Source organism: Providencia sp. wls1916, assembly GCF_009706585.1.
GTDB classification, from domain to species: Bacteria; Pseudomonadota; Gammaproteobacteria; order Enterobacterales; family Enterobacteriaceae; genus Providencia; species Providencia lanzhouensis.
Genome location: NZ_WLUL01000023.1, coordinates 132,455 through 150,926, shown reverse-complemented (window position 1 = coordinate 150,926; position 18,472 = coordinate 132,455). Strand labels below are relative to the sequence as shown.

The following is an 18,472-nucleotide window of genomic DNA, read 5'->3' as shown; positions in this document are numbered from 1 at the left end:
GTTATGAACGTACTGATCCTTGGCGCTCGTGCGCCGGCCTGTCTAGAATGGGCGCGAGCGTTTAATGAGGCAGGATGGACTGTCAGCGTCGGTGATTCGCTCAGCCAGCCGCTGAGCCGTTTTAGTTGCTCCGTGCAACATTATATCCGCTTACCTGAACCTCGACAGAACCCGATAGTTTGGGTTGAAGCCCTTGCGGCGGCGATCGAAAATCAACATATCGACCTACTGCTACCCACTTGCGAAGAAGTGTTTTATTTGGCCTACGGTCTTGAACGCTTGCAGCCGTTGTGTCGGGTGTTAACCAGTGACTTTCCACTGTTGCATCGTTTGCATCATAAAGGGGATTTTGCAGCCATGACGAACGGTTGGTCTTTAGCCGCTCCTGAAACCCATTTACTGACAGACAGCCAAGCATTACTCGCCTTCGCGGGCGATGCTGCAAGCTGGGTATTCAAACCTGCGTATTCGCGCTTTGCCTCACAAACCTTGATCCGTCCATCAGCCCAACAGCTAAATAAAATACAGCCCACTCAGACTGAGCCTTGGGTAGCGCAGCGATTTATCAAAGGACGGGAGTTTTGCAGTTTTAGTGTCTTGGTTGATGGTGATCTACGCGCCCACAGCTGTTATCACCCACGCTATCGAGTGGGCCGTGGCTCAGGGATCTATTTCCAACCGAGTGCACCAGAACAGGTACGACAATTTATTGAGTATTTTGGACGAGAGACCGGCTATAACGGACAAGTAGGGTTCGATTTTATTCAAGACAAAAATGGTTGTTTCCATGTGCTGGAGTGCAACCCAAGAGCGACCAGTGGTGTGCACTTGTTCGACAACCAGCGACGGTTACTAGTGAATAGCTTGAGTCACCCATCCGAGCAGATCCTTGAACCGACATTAGAGCCTCGAATGATCGCATTGGCGATGCTGTTATTTGCCGCACCACGACGAGCCCTTAGCCCGACGCTCTGGCGTGATTATGCCGCCGCTCGCGATGTTATCGTGCAAAAAGGTGACTGGTGGCCGTTGATAACACAAGTCGGAAGCCTCACGGAAATTGTTGCTCGGGCGGTATCTCGACGCTGTGGATTATTAACGGCATCTACGGCAGATATTGAATGGAATGGTCAGCCACTAGATGAGCGTACGCCATGAGATTATTGTTCGAAGATCAAATCGTTAGTGAGAACGCTAGCTCGAATGATAGCTTGGCTCGGTGCTATGTGCGTGCTTGTGCCAGCGAGTGCTTGATAGGTAATGTCAGCACGAAAATGGTGTTGCTCGATACGAGGACGCAGCAATTTCCGGTCAGTATCACGGACGGCAATGAACCCGACGACAACTGCTATGTGGTGTCCCCCCAAACAGCCTACAGTGGTTATGCCCGCGAGGAAATCAAACGCCTTGGTCACCCCTATCTGACTTGGCCGTTGAAGCTGCTGACTCAAGCTGTCGAACGCTTACTAAATGCGGGTAAGGTCAACAAATTGGTGCAGGTAAACAACTGGTTACTATCGACCAATCTTTATCCAGATGATTGGGATGTTACTGAATTACCGGCAATCACGGCACTGCTGAGGCAAAACTTTCCTGAGCATGGAATTGGTTTTCGTTCGCTTAATGATTTCAGTAATCGTGCATTGCGCCAAAGCCTACAAAATCACGGATACTTGTGTATACCTAGCCGACAAGTTTACTTATTTGATGGTCGGGCAGGGGAGCAAGCGCCGTTTCTCAAACACCACAATACTCGGCTGGATGCCACTTTATTGCGACGCAGCCCATATACCGTCGTACCTGGTAACGAATTGAATGATGACGATTTCAAAAGAATAGAGCATCTTTATAACCTGCTTTATTTGGATAAATATTGCACACTGAATCCCCATTATAGTGCGCAATGGATGCAGCAGGGACAGCGTGAGGGTTGGCTAGAAATCCGCGCTTTACGTAACGCAGAAGGGCGTATTGACGGCGCATTGGGTTGGTTTTCATCTTCCACTGTGATCAGCACGCCAATAGTGGGTTATGACACCGCGTTACCCCAACGGCTTGGGCTGTATCGACAATTGACTCGTTTGTGCTTGCAAGAAGCGGCTGAGCGTCGTCAGGTGCTGAATTTTAGCTCTGGCGCGGCTGAGTTCAAGCGCTTGCGGGGTGGTGAGCCGCAGATCGAATACAGCCTAGTCTACGTCGCCCATTTATCTTGGGGACGACGCCTTGTATGGAAGGTGCTGAGTGCTCTGTTACATGGTATCGGTGTGCCGATGATGAGGAAGCTAAAACTGTGAAGCCGTTTGAACATCAATGGTGGCCTGTGGCTATCAGCGACAAATTGCGAAACCAACCGGTGGCTTGCCAGCTACATGACACTCCGGTGGTGCTGTTTCGCGACAATGACGGGCATGCTGCTGCGCTACCCGATCGTTGTCCGCATCGTTTTGCACCATTGAGCGCGGGAAAAGTTTGTGATGGGCTGATTGAATGTCCTTATCATGGCTGGCAGTTTTCTGCCGATGGGCGTTGTACGCGAGTGCCTGGTACTGAACTTGCGGCGGGAAGTAAGCCGCTGCTTGAGAGTTTTCCTTGTTGCGAAGCTCACGGGCTAGTTTGGATTAGCCTGAGCATGGAGCGTCCGCAGATCCCGCCAGTTGCTCCTTCCGATAACTCGCAGAGAGTCGATACATTTTGGATCACCGATGAAGTGCAGTGTTCGCTGCAAGACGCCGCAGAGAATTTTCTCGATGGTTTTCACACCCATTTTGTTCACTCTGGCTGGATCCGTCACGACCGGCAACGGCAACAAATCAGCGTCCGAGTTCGCCCTCTGGCTGATGGCGTCGAAGCCGTGTATAGCGAAGAGGGCAAACAGTCAGGATTTATTTCTCGATTGTTTGAACGTGACCGCGGTGTCAGTATGGGGCGTTTTCGTCTGCCGTGTCTGGCAGAAATTGAGTACCGTGACCGTAGTGACGAGCTCAATCTGCTGGTTAGCGCTTGGTTAGTACCTTGTGGAAATGAGCAGTTACGCCTATTTGCACGAATAGCGACTCGGCAGGGCAAGCTTCCGGCAGTCATTAAACGTTATGTATTGAGCAAGTTATTCCGCGTGATCCTCCGTCAAGACCGCCAAATATTGGAAAAAGTCAGCGCCAATAAATTGCGTTTTCAAGGAACCTTACCGACACCGCTCGATGGTGAGCAAGATCTACTAGGGCCAAGTATTCGCCAATTACTTGAAGATGGTGAGCCGCTGATGTTTGAGGAGCGGAAGTTCTGTTTTCGGCTTTAAGTCACAGCGAGGAATATTGTATATGCTTTCCAGACATATTTGGAGCCTATAAAAAGGCTCTTTTCATAGGTTCAGTGCCATCAACCCCATCTCATCATTTTTCTCAAGTATAAGCCTTCAATTGTATTACTCAGCACTACTCATTGGTTTCAAAAGAAATAATTGCAGAAGTTTTAATGAGAATAAGTCTCATTATGATATTTTCGTACCAGTACAGTGTGATAGTAAATACGCGGTATGGGAATGTTCATACGTCAACACTATTCATGGCGTTGACGTGTGTCAACGATTTGTATATTATTAGCGCACCAGGAGGCTGATGAGCAAAAAGCACCCTAACAAAGAAGTACGTGAGGCTCTCCGTTATGCAGAGGAAAAGGGCTGGATCGTTGAAGACGCGACGGGGCATCCTTTCTGTACTGTTAAATGTGGAAATGCTGATCATGGACGAACTCACGCGATGAGCGTAAACAGCACACCCAAAAATCCGGAAGTGCACGCAAAGCAAATCCGTAGAATGGTTGACCGCTGTACCCCGAGGAAACCTAAGGGTTGATCCGGTTGTTTAAGGCAAGGCGGGTAACCGCCTTTTTGATGAGGAGAGCGGAATGGAACTCTACAATTTCACCCTAACGTTATCAGGTGTTCAAATGGAGACAGAGGGACTTGCGGGTGCTCTGTATACCAACGGCTGTGATGATGCGCTAATTTGCTACTACGGTAGTTCAGTGTATTTAGAATTTGACAGAGAAGCGAAAAGCTTAGATTTAGCAATCAAATCAGCGATTAATGACATTGAAACGGCAGGTATTGGGGCTGTCGTTGAGTCGGTGGACTCGGCTCTAGTTGGTTTGAGTGATATTGCCCAACTTTCCGGTTTAACTCGCCAAGCCATTGCTTTACTAAAAGACGGCTCACGAGGTAAAGGTGATTTCCCTTGTCCTATCCAACGTATTAGTGGTCAATCACCACTTTGGGATTGGTCAGACGTTGCTAAATGGTTGAATGATAGCGGCCGCCTCGACAGTAAAGGCGTTCAGGCTCGAGAACAGTTGGTGTGTAATGCACATATATTGAGTAAGTGGAACCTTGCGTTAAGAATGCGGTCATTTGGAAACATTAAAGAAGTAGAATCAATCGCATATTCACTTATTTCATAATATTTGATCTTTGAGGACGTTACGATGACCCACTTTTATCAACTAACAGCAACGAGCCTTGGTGGGCAGCGCATTTCTATGGCGGACTACGCGGGTAAGGTGGTTTTAGTTGTAAATACAGCTAGCCATTGTGGTTTTACACCGCAATACGAAGGTCTTGAAGCACTCTACAAAAAATATTCAGATCAGGGTTTGGTGGTGCTTGGCTTTCCTTGCAACCAATTCGGGAAACAGGAACCTGGCGGCGCAGAGGAAATCGAGCAAACCTGTTACATTAATTACGGTGTGAGCTTTCCGATGTTCGAGAAAATAGACGTCAATGGAAGTGCAGCGCACCCAGTATTTCGTTATCTAAAAAGTGAGTTGCCGGGGCTGCTGGGTGCCCGGATTATGTGGAATTTCACCAAATTCCTGATTGGACGCGATGGTAAACCGCTAAAGCGTTTCGCTCCGTTTACGACCCCTGAAAAAATGGAAGCGGCGATAGTTGCCGCACTTGGAATTTGAGCATTCGGACATTCTAGCTATTTCACGCAGATAATCTTAGGGCTATTTCCCTGTCCCCGAATTCTGTAACTCATTTTCCATAATCATCACTTTCTTTTGGGCGCGCTCGTCGCCTTGTTTCGCGGCGAGCCGATACCAATATAAGGCTTTCGTATCATCTTGCGATACGCCCATTCCATATTGATAGCACGCTCCGCTCGCATACTGTGCATCGCGGCTGCGTTGGTTGGCGGCCTTGATAAACCACTGGCAGGCTTTAGCTTGGTCAGCGGTGATGCCATCACCTCGAGCATAAATTAACGCTAAATTAAACTGGGCGGACACTTCCCCTTGCTGAGCGGCTTGGGTTAACCACTTAATGGCGGAAGCGGTATCGCGTTTGGTGCCTTGCCCTGCTAAGTAGAGCATACCTAAGCTATTTTGTGCGGGAGAGAAACCTAATTCCGCAGAGCGCGTAAAATACTGAAACGCAGCGGGGTAATTGACTTTGTCATACATCCCCGTTGCTGCTTGATAACCTAATAAATAGAGCGCTTGTGGCTGATTTTTCTCAGCCAGTGCGAGGTAGATTTGATTGGCTTTTTGGGGATCTTTATCTCCGATTACGCCTTTTTCATACCAATAAGCTAAAGTTAGCTGCGCTGCGGGTAACTGTTGTGCTGCGGCTTTTTCTAGCCAGCTTAATGCTTGTTGTGGATTTTTCTCTAACAGGTTTGGAATACCTTCTAGAGTATATTCCGCCATATTCATTTGACCAATAGGGTCGCCTGCGTTGGCTGCCGCTTCCATCCAAAGCAACATCTCTTTGGGATTTTTACCGATGCCAGCCCCTTGCTGGTACATCAGGGCGAGGTTGATTTGTGCCTTGGTAAAATTTTGACTGGCAGAAAGTTTATACCAATAGGCGGCTTTATCTAACTGACCATGAGATTGATAAAACATCGCTAAATTAAACTGAGCTTCAGCTTGCCCGCTATCGGCTAATTGCGTGAGTGTTTTTTCATCCACAATTGAAGAAGGTGCAACAGGGGCGACAGTTTTAGCATGGCTCATGTTAATAAAAAGCGAGCAAAAGATAATGAAGGGGAAGGTAAACTGTTTCACTGAGCTTCCTTGGGATGAATTTTAGCCATTTATTCCTAGTGGATAGGTTAACGGGTTGCTGTTAGCGGTGCAATTGCCATTCTTGCTATTCTGAAAATTATTTTTACGCATTAAACGAAGATAAATCATGATGTTATAAAAAAGATTAAAAATAATTAAAAAAAAGATGAACCTTTTAAGTCTATCAAGGGTCTTAATTACATATATATCACTGTTTGCTTGTGTAAACATTCATATATTTACCCTCAACATTCATTTCTTTACATGAAGTAATGCAATAATGCATCTATATCGTGTAGTTTGAATTAGTAGTACGATCCTTAATAGAATGCATTATGCCCAGTTTTAGTCGCTGGGCTTTTTTTTGCATAAAATATGACTCTTCTTGCAAATACCGCTTTATTTTTATTTCACTCCGCTATTTCGTTCGATAAATAAACACGTAATAGTGACATCAATAAATAATCACCTATCTAAATTCATTTTCTATTCAGTTTTTATTATCACGAAGGCGAAATATCCGCAGGGTGCCGCGCGGTATGTTTGTAGTGTGTATAGGGTGTTACTCTGCGAGTAAAATGATTAAAGATAGAACAATATGCTTAACATATAGTGAACAGGTGATTATTTAATGGGCGATAATAATTTCATGATTTTTTAAAAAATTGAAGTTAATCACGATAACGATCCATAGATGTAGTAATTAACACTAGCTAATTCTTTAGTTTTGGTGCATAAATAGCATATATTGCTTAATTGATTATTCTGTTTGGATTGGCATATATTCGCTGTAATGCTGAATAAATAATCAAATATGCTTTAACTCATTGAATTTTATGTTCGCGATTCATAAACAATATTTACACACAGTTTTGTTTGTTTTGAGGTCAGGGATTGATACTCCTCCTACCAAAAGTGAATCTTCTAAAGCTTGAATTCTTGAGACCATAACAATGCGAGGGTGCAGACAGCGTCCCGTGGTTTTTTTTGCATACGTACAGGTTGTATTAGAGGTAACTTGTGTCCACAACAAATAACAAAGAGGAAGTCAGTCTTAACGCGTTTAAGCAACCTCGTTCATTCTATCTCATCTTTTCTATCGAACTCTGGGAACGTTTTGGTTACTACGGTCTTCAGGGGATCCTCCCAATTTATCTCAGCCAAGTGCTTGGCATGTCGGAAGCGGAATCTATCACGCTATTCGCGGCATTCTCTGCACTGGTTTATGGCTTCGTTGCCATCGGTGGTTGGTTAGGGGATAAAGTTTTAGGGACTAAGCGCGCGATTGTCCTTGGAACGGTAGTGTTGATTGTCGGTTATGCCTTCGTTGCCTACTCTGGGCATGATGTGTCGATGGTTTACCTCGGTCTAGCTACCATCGCGGTAGGTAACGGTCTGTTTAAAGCGAACCCATCATCATTATTATCCACTTGTTATGACAAAAATGACCCACGTTTGGACGGTGCATTCACCATGTACTATATGTCCGTTAACATTGGTTCATTCTTCTCAATGCTGGCAACGCCATGGTTAGCCAAACATTACGGCTGGGATGTCGCATTCTCCCTCAGCGTAGTGGGCCTGATCATCACCTTAATTAACTTCTACATGTGCAAAAAATGGGTCGCAGACCACGGTTCAAAACCGGACTTTGTGCCTGTTGTGATCTCCAAATTACTGATGACTATCGTCGGTGTGGTTGCACTGATTGCGATTTCAAACTGGTTACTGCACAACTTAGGTATTGCACGTGCGGCACTGGCGGTGATTTCTCTGGGTATTTTAGTTATCTTTATCAAAGAGATGATGGCACTTAAAGGTATTGCTCGTCGCCGTATGGTGGTCGCATTGATCCTGATGCTCGAAGCAATTGTTTTCTTCGTACTCTATAGCCAAATGCCAACCTCACTGAACTTCTTCGCACTGCATAACGTGGAGCATGAAGTTTTCGGTTTTGCGATTGAACCTGCTCAGTACCAAGCCTTAAACCCATTATGGATCATGATTGGTAGCCCAATTTTGGCGGCAATTTATAACAAAATGGGCGATAACTTACCGATGCCACATAAATTCGCTATCGGGATGTTACTGTGTTCTGCGGCGTTCTTAGTGCTGCCATTAGGCGCAAAATTCGCGAACGAAGCGGGTATTGTTTCTGTTCAATGGTTAGTTATTTGCTACGGTTTCCAAAGTATCGGTGAGCTGATGATTTCAGGTCTGGGTCTGGCGATGGTGGCACAGTTAGTTCCACAGCGTCTGATGGGCTTTATCATGGGCGCATGGTTCTTAACTAACTCTGCGGCGGCATTTATCGCGGGTTATGTTGCTTCTATGGCGGCTGCACCTCAAGGTGAGATCACCAGCAAAGTAGAATCACTGGCTGTCTACAGCGATGTCTTTATGAAGATTGGTCTGGTAACGGGTGCAATTGCTATTGTGATGGTATTCACCGCGCCGTTATTAAACCGTATGACGCAAGAACAGCATTAATTTATTCTGTCAGTGATAAAATTGAAAAGGGCGATAAAAATATCGCCCTTTTTTAATGCATGATGATTCAAAGCATCCGCTATTTAAAATAGCGATTACTAATTAACTTCATGGAGCGGTTATTGCCGTTGACTAAAATGGTGCTCGCGCTGCGGCTATGCAGATCATTCGAGATACCATTCATCAGTACTGTTGGGGTGATAGCAGTTGCCGAGAAAATTACATCGGACGTATTCACCATCATATCCAACGTTAAAATTTCCCCAATTTCGATGCCCATCTGTTGGCAACGAATGGCTTCTTGCGCCGCTAACAGTTTATTTTGTTCGGTGTCTTCTTTGGCTTTGTTACGTGGAACAAGGCGAGCTTGCATGTCGCCACCTAATGCGCGGGCAATGGCTGCACTAATAATGCCTTCTGGTGCACCGCCGATACCATACATCATATCAATAGGGTGCTCAGGTAAGATTGTCAGTAGTGATGCCAGAACATCGCCATCAGGGATAGTGATGACATTAGCGCCAAAATTACGGATGGTTTTAATAATGTGCTGGTGGCGAGGTTTATCGAGAATGGCAATGTTGAGCATGGAAATGGGTTTATCCAATGCGGCAGAGAGAAATTCGAGGTTCTTCTCTAATGGATTTTTTAGGTGAACGGAATCTTTTGCTGCTGCGCCGACGACCATTTTCTCCATATACATATCGGGGGCTTGCAGTAATGTTCCTGTTGGGGCTGCCGCCAAAACGGCAATCGCATTGTGCTCATTACATGCCACCATACGGGTGCCATCAATGGGGTCGACTGCGATATCTAAATGATGTTCGCTAGATTGCTTGCCGACTTGTTCACCAATATACAGCATTGGGGCTTCGTCAATTTCCCCTTCGCCAATTACGATTTTTCCATGAAAATCAATCTCATTAAGTCGATTTCGCATGGCTTCAACCGCAGCGTTATCCGCTGCATTCTTATCTTGTTTCCCTACCCATTCAAACGCGGCAATGGCGGCAACTTCCGTCACTGATGCGATAGCAGACGCGAGTTCATCGCTAATTTTCATTTTGGTGTGATTCCTAGGACTAAAAAATTATCGCGCCTATGATACGTTTTTTGCGATCAACTTGGTAATTTTTTGGCGAATAAAACGGCGTTTTATTGAGTTTGGAGAGGGGGAGTTAAGCTGATGGAAAGGGCGGAGCGAACCCCGCCATGTGATATATCAAAGATGCATTACAGCATTTCGACGATGGTGATCCCGCCAATAATTGAAATCAATGCCGCAATGGTACTGAGTAATACGGTTCCCGCAGAGGTTTCAGTATAGGCTTTATTACTGATAGCTAACGCTGGTACAGCTGTTGCCGTCGGTAACACACCGATAATAAATGCCGCTTTTAATAAATCACTTTGTAATCCTAATGCGAGGCCGGTTCCAAGAATAAGCGCCGCCTGTACAAAGTTTTTCACAAAAACGTTAAAGATAATTTCTTTATTGATTGTGAGTTTAATACCTGAAAGCAATAAACCGAGGAAGAAGAGAGCCACACCACCTGCCGTTTTCCCGAGTTCATTGACTGAGTTTTGTAGAATTTCAGGTAATTTTACGCCACAAATTGCCAGAATTGCCCCTAAAACAGGCAGGAAAACTAATGGTTGAATAACGGCTTTACCGACAGATTTCAGAATACCGTTACCATTCGCGGATCCACTGATCATCAATAAGGTAAATGGAATTATGATGACGGTATAAATTAAGTTACCGAGAACCATGGCAATTAAGCCGGATGAACCGACAGTTGCCAGTAAAACCGGTGGTCCACAGTACGCCATATCCGGGAATGAAACAGACAATGCTTGCATCGCAGCATCGGTTTTATTGTGGCGGAAAAATACTTTACCGACTACAAAACCAATGACATAGGATGCAATTAACCCGACTGCGAGCGCTATCAAGTAATCAACATTCAGTAAAACTGAAGGTGGGGCTTGAACGGCAGCAAGGAATAATGCGAATGGTAAGGCGATTTTGACAACAAAGTCAGCAAACGCTTGCGAATATTCCCGTTTCACGAAGCCATATTTACCCGATAACCACCCTACGGCAAGACCGAGTACGATGGGGCTTAGGGCTTCAAGTATTATATGTAATAACATAGGTATTCCTTTGCGTTATTTAGGATAATACATATTTTTTAAATATATCGATAAAAGACAGTCGTTATTTGTTAAATAACTTATTGGTGATTTTGTCTATAAATTAATAACATAATCACACGAAAAAACACCTATTATCTGCATATTTTCTCTAATAAATAGAAAGTATCAAAAATGGATTATTGAAATTAATAAGTTATTAATAAAGTAATAGGGGATTCAGTAGCGAGAAAAAAATCATTTGAAAATGTGCTCTTAGAGACTAAAAATATTAAAAATGTACTATCATTTTATGATAGTTAAATAATAAGATGATATAATAGATTAATCCGTGAATACTCTTAAAAAGAGTTATTTTGTAACAGTTTGTTACCCACTGTTGGCAATTTAGTTATTCGTCTCTAAACTAGGATGATTATTGAATAATGTCGATTGATACTGTGTATTCTAAGATCCTGTTAACTAATCTTGGGTTACTGGCGTTGGATTAAAGAAGGAAACCTATTTGTGGATACATGGATACTCCTCGGGCTCATTTTAATTGCGTTTGTGATAATTGCCCCTGTACTGGCTATCATTGCGATTAATCGTACTGGTCGAATGCAATATCAAATTAACCAGTTAAACCAAAAGGTTGCCTCTCTAGAAGCTGAAATGACCCGTGATAATGGTCATCAGTCTACACATGCTATTAATGAAGAAAATCCAGTATCCCATCAAGTTGATACCCAACATAATGAGAATCAAGTGGATGCACTTAAAATTGTAGCCCAAGATCCTCTACCCCAAGCACCTCAAATTATGCCGCAACCGATGGCAGTTTCCAGCGACAAACAAGCTAATGCAGTTAACCCGATAGCAATTAATCCAAACCGTTTTGATAAACCAAAGCCAAGCCAGCCTGCATCATCTCAGAATAAAGCAGAAGATAAATCCATTTTTGCACATTTCTTCACGTGGTTAGTGACAGGTAATCCACTAGCGAAGATAGGAATTTTATTATTATTTTTAGGTGTTGCTTACTTACTGAATTACAGCGTACAAAATGAGATTATTTCACCTGAACTAAGGCTCGTCTTCAGTGCAGCAGGTTGTTTAGTTTTATTGGGTATAGGTTGGTGGTTACGCACGAAAAAGGCATTATTTGGCCTGATATTACAAGGTGGCGCTATCGGTTGCTTATACATTACCGTTTTTGCCGCTTTCAAGTTATACACCATGATCCCTTATGGGTTCGCATTTGTGGCGATGCTAATCATCTGTTGTGCAAGTATCGGGTTGGCATTATTACAGCGTACGATTAGCTTAGCAATTTTAGCGTCTTTAGGTGGTTATTTAGCGCCAATATTACTGTCCACTGGGGGCGGTAGCCATATCGTTTTATTCTCCTATTACTTAATGTTGTCGATAGGTATTTTAGTTATTAGCTTCTGGCAAGCATGGCGTCCGTTAAATTTAGTTGGCATGTTTATGACCTATGGCGTGGCAATATTATGGGGAATGGACAATTATCATTATGATTATTATCTATCATGCCAGCTATTTATTATTGCTAACTTGATTGTATTCAACGTATTAACTCAGCTATTCGCCTTACGTTTCGAACATAATAAACAGCTCGTTGTCGATAATACGCTATTATTTTTCCCACCATTAATGAGCATTACCTTGCAATTTGCTATTTCGGATGGCATCGGATTATTGCCAGCATTTATTTCTCTACTTATTGGCTTACTGTATCTCATTGCCAGCTTACAGCTTCATAAACGCTTTAATGCCGCTGGCAAGAATATGGCTCTAGGCAATATCATTATTGGGGCTAGCTTCGTCACATTGGCGGTACCACTCGCCTTATCATTTGAATGGACAACGATTGTTTGGTCATTGCAAGGCTTTGCTATGTTGTGGTTTGCCCTCAATCAAGGGCATAAAAAATTAGCGTTGGTCTCGTCATTGCTCATTGCTGTTAGTGCTTTAATAATATTAAGCGATTATCCATATTATTATTGGAACGATAATGTTATTTACATGCTACCAAGCTTGATAGCCGCTTGCTTCTTTGCGGGCGGGTTATTTCATGTGCACCAGAAAGAGGCGAGCTATTTTACCGCGCTTAGTTATGCTTTTTTGATCCTCGGGTTATTAGTCTGGTTAGCCTGGGTGCCTGAATTTACTGGTATGCTGTCATGGAACAGCGAAACGGAAAGCTTAATTATTTTGGCGGTAGTGCTGATCTCCGCGTGGTGCTGGCGTCTTGGCGGTCAAAAAATCAATTGGATACCATTAGTTTTATGCCAGTTCTCATTATGGGCAGTGGCTTATTACTATTTAACATTAGATTTTATTTATGCAGAAAATCCGATGGGGCGTGGTGAGGGTTCGCTGATTTGGCCTGTGATCTTGGGCAGTTCAGTTCTGTATGTGATGCACGCTTATCGTACCCAAAACCTGTATATTCGACGTGGAATGCACGTTGTCAATCTATGGTTAATTATTGGGTTTGGTGCGACGCAAGTTAACTGGTTTGTGGCTAACCTTCCGTGGGGAATGCACGAACTGGGTTACTTCATTTACATTATGTCGATAACCTTAGTGGTATTAATCCTTTACTGGTTACAACATAACAAATTTGTACCAATGCGCCGTAAAGGCTTGCTGTATTGGTATAGTTTATTACCACTTATGGCTGTAATGGTGGTGCTTTCATGTTGGTCAAACTTTGAAGATGGCAAACTCACGTTTTGGAGTTACGTTCCATTAGTTAACCCGTTAGATGAAGCAGGGCTGTTTAGCATTGCAGCACTGTTATTGATGCGTAAAGGTTTTATCGCGAAGCTAAGAAAAATAACGCCTATTGAAATTGGGGTAGTGAAAGGTCTGATGATGGTGATCATTGGATTAGCTATCTTCTGGTATAACGGCATCATTCTTCGTGCGACGGCTGATTTTGCGAATATTCCTTGGAATGAGAATATCTTATTTGATTCGCGTCTCGTTCAAACGGTTCTTTCCATTAGCTGGGCAATAGCCGCGCTATTTTGCATGGTGATTGCAGCTGTGAAGAAAAGTCGAACATGGTGGTTTGGTGGTGCAGCGATTTTCGCTTGTGTGATTGCAAAACTATTTCTTATTGATGTGTATGGGCAGGATGGCATTTCCCGTGCGGTCTCCTTTATTGCCGTGGCGGTGTTGATCTTGGTTGTGGGGTATTTCTCCCCATTACCACCAAAGCATAAAACGGACATTGAGGTACAGGATAAATAGTGATGAACTGCATGAAAATAGCCGTGAAAAAGATAACAACATTATGTGCATGGGGCGCTCTCTTTTCCTTAATATGCTTATTATCATTTGGAAGCTATGCTAGCGATTCTAAAGCCAATGACTCTAAAGCTAATGATTCTAAGCAAGCAAGTCCTTACGATTTTTATCAAGGAAAAGAACTGACCACACCGGATAGGAACAGTCCGTTCTATTGGTTAGAGCTGCCCGCAGCTGCTTATATGGGATCTGCGTATCCAGATACTCTGCAAGATATTCGTGTTTTTAATGGTACAGGAAATGAAATTCCAACAGCGTTATTTTTTGATACTAATAAATCTATTGCAACGACCAATGTTAAATTTAATTTTCAACGTTTAGTCACTCGTGCAGATAATGTGAATCCTAACGACGATGAGCAATTTGATAGCCAATATATTCTGGTCGAAGCTGAGCCAGGAAAAACAACCCGTATTGAATTGCCGAATTTACAACGAAAAGATAAAACCAACTATCAAGCCTATTTACTGACGCGTGATCAATTCAAGGACAACGGTGTTTTATCGACTTTAAATTTAGGTTGGGATCAGAACAATCAGGACTGGCAAGCCAAAGTTTTTGTTTATTACAGTACGGATAAGAAAAATTGGGTAAATATAGCATCGAATCAGCCTGTGATGAGCCTGAGATTAGACTCTGGCGTTGTGGCAAGTAATACGATTGAATTATTAAAAGGGGAAAGTACTGGGCCTATTGCACCATACCTAATGTTAGTGACGGTCAGCGCTCAAGAACATGAAATTCCACTTCTTAAATCTGTGACGGGATTGCAGTATGTGATGAACTCTTTCCATCGTCAGGAATCTTTTCTCTTTGAAGTGACAAACGATGGAATCACTCGAGAACAAGTGATTTATCGCTTGCCAACGCCGCAGCCATTGAATGAAATCAGCATTAAACTACAACAATCAAATCGCGTAGTACCGCTGAAAGTAGAATATATTGCCAATAGTGATGAGGAATGGAAATTGTTGGCGAATGTGATGGTTTTCAACCAAATCAATGATGGTGATAAAGCGAGCAATCCGAATTTAATGATCCACGATAAGCAAATTAAGGGACTCAGAATAACTGCATTAAAAGGTAGCTGGGATGAACTGCCACCTACGATTTATGGGTTGCGTGATGCGGTAAATCTAATTGTGAATATACAAGGTGCTTCGCCTTATTTGCTTGTGTGGGGAAATAAACAAGCCACCTTAGATAATGTTAACTACACTCAACTTATTGGTAAAAATGAAAGCGTTGAAAACGTGATGGATGATTTCCCTGAAATCACAACGACAGGTAAAATATTGGAATTAGGTGGTTTGGAAAAAAGAACCCAAGATAAGCCAGTGGAAGAAGGTTTACATTGGATGACTATCGCACTATGGATGTTACTTGTTGTCGGTATTTTCGCGCTGCTTTATTTCTGTTGGTATCTTTTCAAAGAGGTTGGGTCATCAAATAAATCCAATCCAGACGATCTTTAATTAAAAAGGGAACCTAAGGTTCCCTTTTTTGAATCTAACAGCATCAATAGAGGACAGGATCATGCCTAAAGGACAGTGTTTATGTGGGTCAGTCAAACTGACTATCAATCAGCCTATCGATACCGTTCATGTTTGCCACTGTGGCATGTGCCTAAAATGGAATGGTGGTCCTGGAATGACCATCGGCTATGAAGGCGAACCTGAAATTGAAGGTAGAGAGTTTATTACTCGTTTCGCTTCATCGGAATGGGCCGAAAGGGCTTTCTGTAAGCAGTGTGGTACGCATCTATTTTATCATTTGCATTCACCGTCAACGTATTACCTCTCAGCCCCACTATTTGAAGAAAGCAAAAGTGCTAAAATGGGAACACAGATTTATATTGATTGTAAGCCGGATTATTATAATTTTGTTGAAAAGACGCCAATGCTAACTGAGCAAGATATATTAAACCTGTTTACCAACAAATCCTAAACTCCAATCTTATAGCAGGTATTATTGCCTGCTATTTATCTTAAGGTAATCTAAACATTCATTTGTAATGTCAGCGTCAGAAATTTCAATTATAATTAAGCCATTCTATTTTGTTTTTTTACATAATGTTGAAAGGTTATGCTTAATCTAAGGTAAATAGAAAAGGATAAATTATCTATTTTAAACGTAGAGAGAGTAACCTGAGGGATGATTAATGAATAATATGAAAGGAATGCGCCATGCTAGTAATATCGCTTGGGTATTACAATGGGTTCTTAACGCAGGTTTAATTGTGCTTGCTGCGGTGTTAGTTTTCTTTTTAGCAAAAGAAACATTTACGATGGCATCATTAATGTTTGGAGGTAACCAAGAGGCTAAAGCGTATGAACTTTTAGAAGGAATTGTCATTTACTTTCTATACTTTGAGTTTATTGCTTTGATTATAAAGTACTTTATGTCAGGTTATCATTTCCCATTACGCTATTTTATCTATATTGGTATCACGGCAATTATCCGCCTAATTATCGTCGACCATAGTGATCCGATGACTACGTTGCTGCATGCTGGCGCTATCTTAGTTTTAGTTGTTGCACTTTATATTGCTAATACAGAAAAACTTAAACGAGAATAATCTTTAGATTAATTTATCAATCACGCTAAAGGGAATAATAATCATTTCTTTTAGCGTGAGCTTAAATAAATAAAAAAATGACTTAAACAATATAAAACGAGATTAAACATAAGATAAAATAAAATTTCAGGCAATTGGGTTTGGAATAAAACTAATAATATAAGCATTATTAACTAGAAGGATTACTTGATTTTTATTCTGTTAAAATAAAGTAAGAAAGTGTTTTACTTTTCTAAATGGGTTATTTACTGTGATAAAGTTTCTATTCTAATAACATAAGTAACTTGCAACTATGACAACTAAAACACTACCCCAGAAAAAGGGTTTTTTAAATCGCGTTGAGCGCATCGGTAACGTTATGCCAGATGTGACAATGCTATTTATTTACGCCCTAGTAATATGTTGGTTTTTATCCTATCTACTCTCATTTGTAGATTTCAGTTATCACCATCCTATTTCTAAAGAAAAAATTTCCGTTATTAATATGTTTCAGTATGAAGAAATCATATTATTTGTGACATCAGCGGTTAAAAATTTTATTAATTTCCCTCCTCTCGGAATAACAATTGTTGCAACCTTAGGTATTGGGATTGCAGAAAGCAGCGGCTTTATTAATACCGCGCTGAAAAAAATGCTTTCTTTTATTTCACCTAAAATGTTGACTCCAACAGTTGTTTTCGTCGGGATTGTCTCTCACGTTGCTTCTGATTCAGCCTACGTTATTTTGATGCCAGTCGCAGCAATGATGTTCTATGCCAGTGGTCGCCATCCTTTAGCGGGAATTGCAGCGGCATTCGCTGGTTTAGCAGGGGGATTCACGGCAAGTTATACGCCATCGATTATTGACCCGATTATGCAGAGCTTTACGCAAGATGCCGCGCAAATGTTAGCGCCAGGCTACAGTGTAAATGTACTGTGTAACTATTTCTTTAGCTTGGGCGGAACCTTCGGCGTTATTTTTACTTGCTGGTTTATCACCGAAAAGATCGTAGAGCCGTGGTTAAATAAAAACGCTCCAATCACCAAATCTGATGTTGATACTGATGCTGAGCAAGATTTAGGTAAAATCACACCGCAAGAGCACCGCGCATTCCGTGTTGCGGGATTAATGGTGATTGCATTAGGCGTGGGGTTATTTGCGCTGTTATGGCCTGAAAATTCACCATTAAGAGGCCCAGATGGCAGCTTAACCAGCCCGAAAGCACCAATTATGCAGATTGTTGTACCATTATTGTTCATCTTCTTTGCATTGCCAGGCATAGTGTATGGCTATATGACTAAATCTTTCACCTCGACCAAAGATGTGGTTAAGGCGATGGAAAATATTACCAAGTCACTGATCCCATTTATTGTGTTTGCTTTCTTTGCAGCGCAATTCCTGTATTCGTTCCAACATTCTAACTTAGGTACATTATTAGCCTTATCGGGGGCGGAATTACTGCGAACTTTAGATATGCCATCTGGGATGACGGTATTCGGGGTGATTTTATTAACTGCCGTGTTAAATATCATGATCACGTCAGCGACCTCAAAATGGGCGATTATGGCACCAGTTTTAGTACCAATGTTAATGGCTGTCGGAATTTCGCCAGAATTAACCCAAGCAGCCTTCCGTGTGAGTGATTCTGCGATGAACGTGAGTACGCCAATGTTTCCGTTCTATCCGCTGATTTTAATGTATTGCCAGAAATATTATAAAAATGCAGGTATCGGAACTTTATGTTCCATGATGATCCCATTCACTATCGGTTTATTAATTACCTTAACAGCGACACTGTATCTGTTCTGGGCATTTAATATTCCAATTGGTTTTGACAGTGGTTATACATGGCAGCCTGCGCAATAAGTAAAAGGTATGTG

At 42.4% G+C, this 18,472-nt stretch carries 15 protein-coding genes; 11 read left to right on the top strand and 4 right to left on the bottom strand.

What is annotated here, in order from left to right:
- Positions 1-3 precede the first annotated feature (3 nt).
- Positions 4-1,158, top strand: a complete 1,155-nt coding sequence (locus tag GKR61_RS17015) for an ATP-grasp domain-containing protein (RefSeq protein ID WP_108479050.1) — start codon at positions 4-6, stop codon at positions 1,156-1,158.
- Positions 1,159-1,160: 2 nt separating this feature from the next.
- Here the strand turns inward: GKR61_RS17015 and GKR61_RS17990 are convergent, their stop codons facing one another.
- Positions 1,161-1,367 carry a hypothetical protein gene (locus GKR61_RS17990; RefSeq protein ID WP_230083175.1) on the bottom strand — a complete coding sequence of 69 codons (207 nt, stop codon included), beginning with the start codon at positions 1,365-1,367 and terminating at the stop codon, positions 1,161-1,163.
- On the opposite strand from GKR61_RS17990, the gene GKR61_RS17870 reads away from it, so the two are divergent.
- The 4 genes from GKR61_RS17870 to GKR61_RS16995 all read left to right on the top strand — a co-directional run bounded on the left by GKR61_RS17870 (position 1,356) and on the right by GKR61_RS16995 (position 4,962).
- Positions 1,356-2,294: a GNAT family N-acetyltransferase gene (locus GKR61_RS17870; protein ID WP_272534316.1), complete on the top strand. Its 939-nt coding sequence runs from the start codon at positions 1,356-1,358 to the stop codon at positions 2,292-2,294. The genes GKR61_RS17990 and GKR61_RS17870 overlap by 12 nt on opposite strands.
- Positions 2,291-3,295: a Rieske 2Fe-2S domain-containing protein gene (locus GKR61_RS17865; RefSeq protein ID WP_195848400.1), complete on the top strand. Its 1,005-nt coding sequence runs from the start codon at positions 2,291-2,293 to the stop codon at positions 3,293-3,295. Before GKR61_RS17870 ends, GKR61_RS17865 begins: the two co-directional genes overlap by 4 nt.
- Before the next feature lie 608 nt (positions 3,296-3,903).
- Positions 3,904-4,455: a helix-turn-helix transcriptional regulator gene (locus GKR61_RS17000; protein ID WP_036951284.1), complete on the top strand. Its 552-nt coding sequence runs from the start codon at positions 3,904-3,906 to the stop codon at positions 4,453-4,455.
- A 24-nt stretch (positions 4,456-4,479) separates the two neighbouring features.
- Positions 4,480-4,962: a glutathione peroxidase gene (locus tag GKR61_RS16995; RefSeq protein ID WP_154600278.1), complete on the top strand. Its 483-nt coding sequence runs from the start codon at positions 4,480-4,482 to the stop codon at positions 4,960-4,962.
- A 42-nt stretch (positions 4,963-5,004) separates the two neighbouring features.
- On the opposite strand, the gene GKR61_RS16990 is transcribed toward GKR61_RS16995, so the two are convergent.
- Complete coding sequence (locus GKR61_RS16990) at positions 5,005-6,066, bottom strand: tetratricopeptide repeat protein (protein WP_036951279.1); 1,062 nt, start codon at positions 6,064-6,066, stop codon at positions 5,005-5,007.
- A 1,020-nt stretch (positions 6,067-7,086) separates the two neighbouring features.
- Here GKR61_RS16990 and dtpA point away from each other — a divergent pair.
- Positions 7,087-8,556 carry a dipeptide/tripeptide permease DtpA gene (dtpA, locus tag GKR61_RS16985; protein WP_272537369.1) on the top strand — a complete coding sequence of 490 codons (1,470 nt, stop codon included), beginning with the start codon at positions 7,087-7,089 and terminating at the stop codon, positions 8,554-8,556.
- 79 nt (positions 8,557-8,635) lie between these two features.
- On the opposite strand, the gene glpX is transcribed toward dtpA, so the two are convergent.
- Positions 8,636-9,613: a class II fructose-bisphosphatase gene (glpX, locus tag GKR61_RS16980; RefSeq protein WP_272537374.1), complete on the bottom strand. Its 978-nt coding sequence runs from the start codon at positions 9,611-9,613 to the stop codon at positions 8,636-8,638.
- Between the two features lie 176 nt (positions 9,614-9,789).
- A complete protein-coding gene (locus GKR61_RS16975; protein WP_036951272.1) occupies positions 9,790-10,713 on the bottom strand; it encodes an AEC family transporter in 924 nt (307 codons plus the stop codon).
- Positions 10,714-11,220: 507 nt separating this feature from the next.
- Here GKR61_RS16975 and GKR61_RS16970 point away from each other — a divergent pair.
- The 5 genes from GKR61_RS16970 to GKR61_RS16950 all read left to right on the top strand — a co-directional run bounded on the left by GKR61_RS16970 (position 11,221) and on the right by GKR61_RS16950 (position 18,458).
- Entirely contained in the window at positions 11,221-13,977 is a 2,757-nt protein-coding gene (locus GKR61_RS16970) for a DUF2339 domain-containing protein (RefSeq protein ID WP_336426641.1), read from the top strand.
- Positions 13,978-13,979: 2 nt separating this feature from the next.
- Positions 13,980-15,509 carry a DUF3999 family protein gene (locus GKR61_RS16965; protein ID WP_230083174.1) on the top strand — a complete coding sequence of 510 codons (1,530 nt, stop codon included), beginning with the start codon at positions 13,980-13,982 and terminating at the stop codon, positions 15,507-15,509.
- A gap of 61 nt (positions 15,510-15,570) precedes the next feature.
- Entirely contained in the window at positions 15,571-15,981 is a 411-nt protein-coding gene (locus tag GKR61_RS16960) for a GFA family protein (RefSeq protein WP_036951268.1), read from the top strand.
- Between the two features lie 223 nt (positions 15,982-16,204).
- Positions 16,205-16,612 carry a phosphate-starvation-inducible protein PsiE gene (psiE, locus tag GKR61_RS16955; RefSeq protein ID WP_187129826.1) on the top strand — a complete coding sequence of 136 codons (408 nt, stop codon included), beginning with the start codon at positions 16,205-16,207 and terminating at the stop codon, positions 16,610-16,612.
- Between the two features lie 292 nt (positions 16,613-16,904).
- Positions 16,905-18,458, top strand: coding sequence for an AbgT family transporter (locus tag GKR61_RS16950; RefSeq protein WP_154639914.1), 1,554 nt, complete (start codon positions 16,905-16,907; stop codon positions 18,456-18,458).
- Positions 18,459-18,472: the final 14 nt, after the last annotated feature.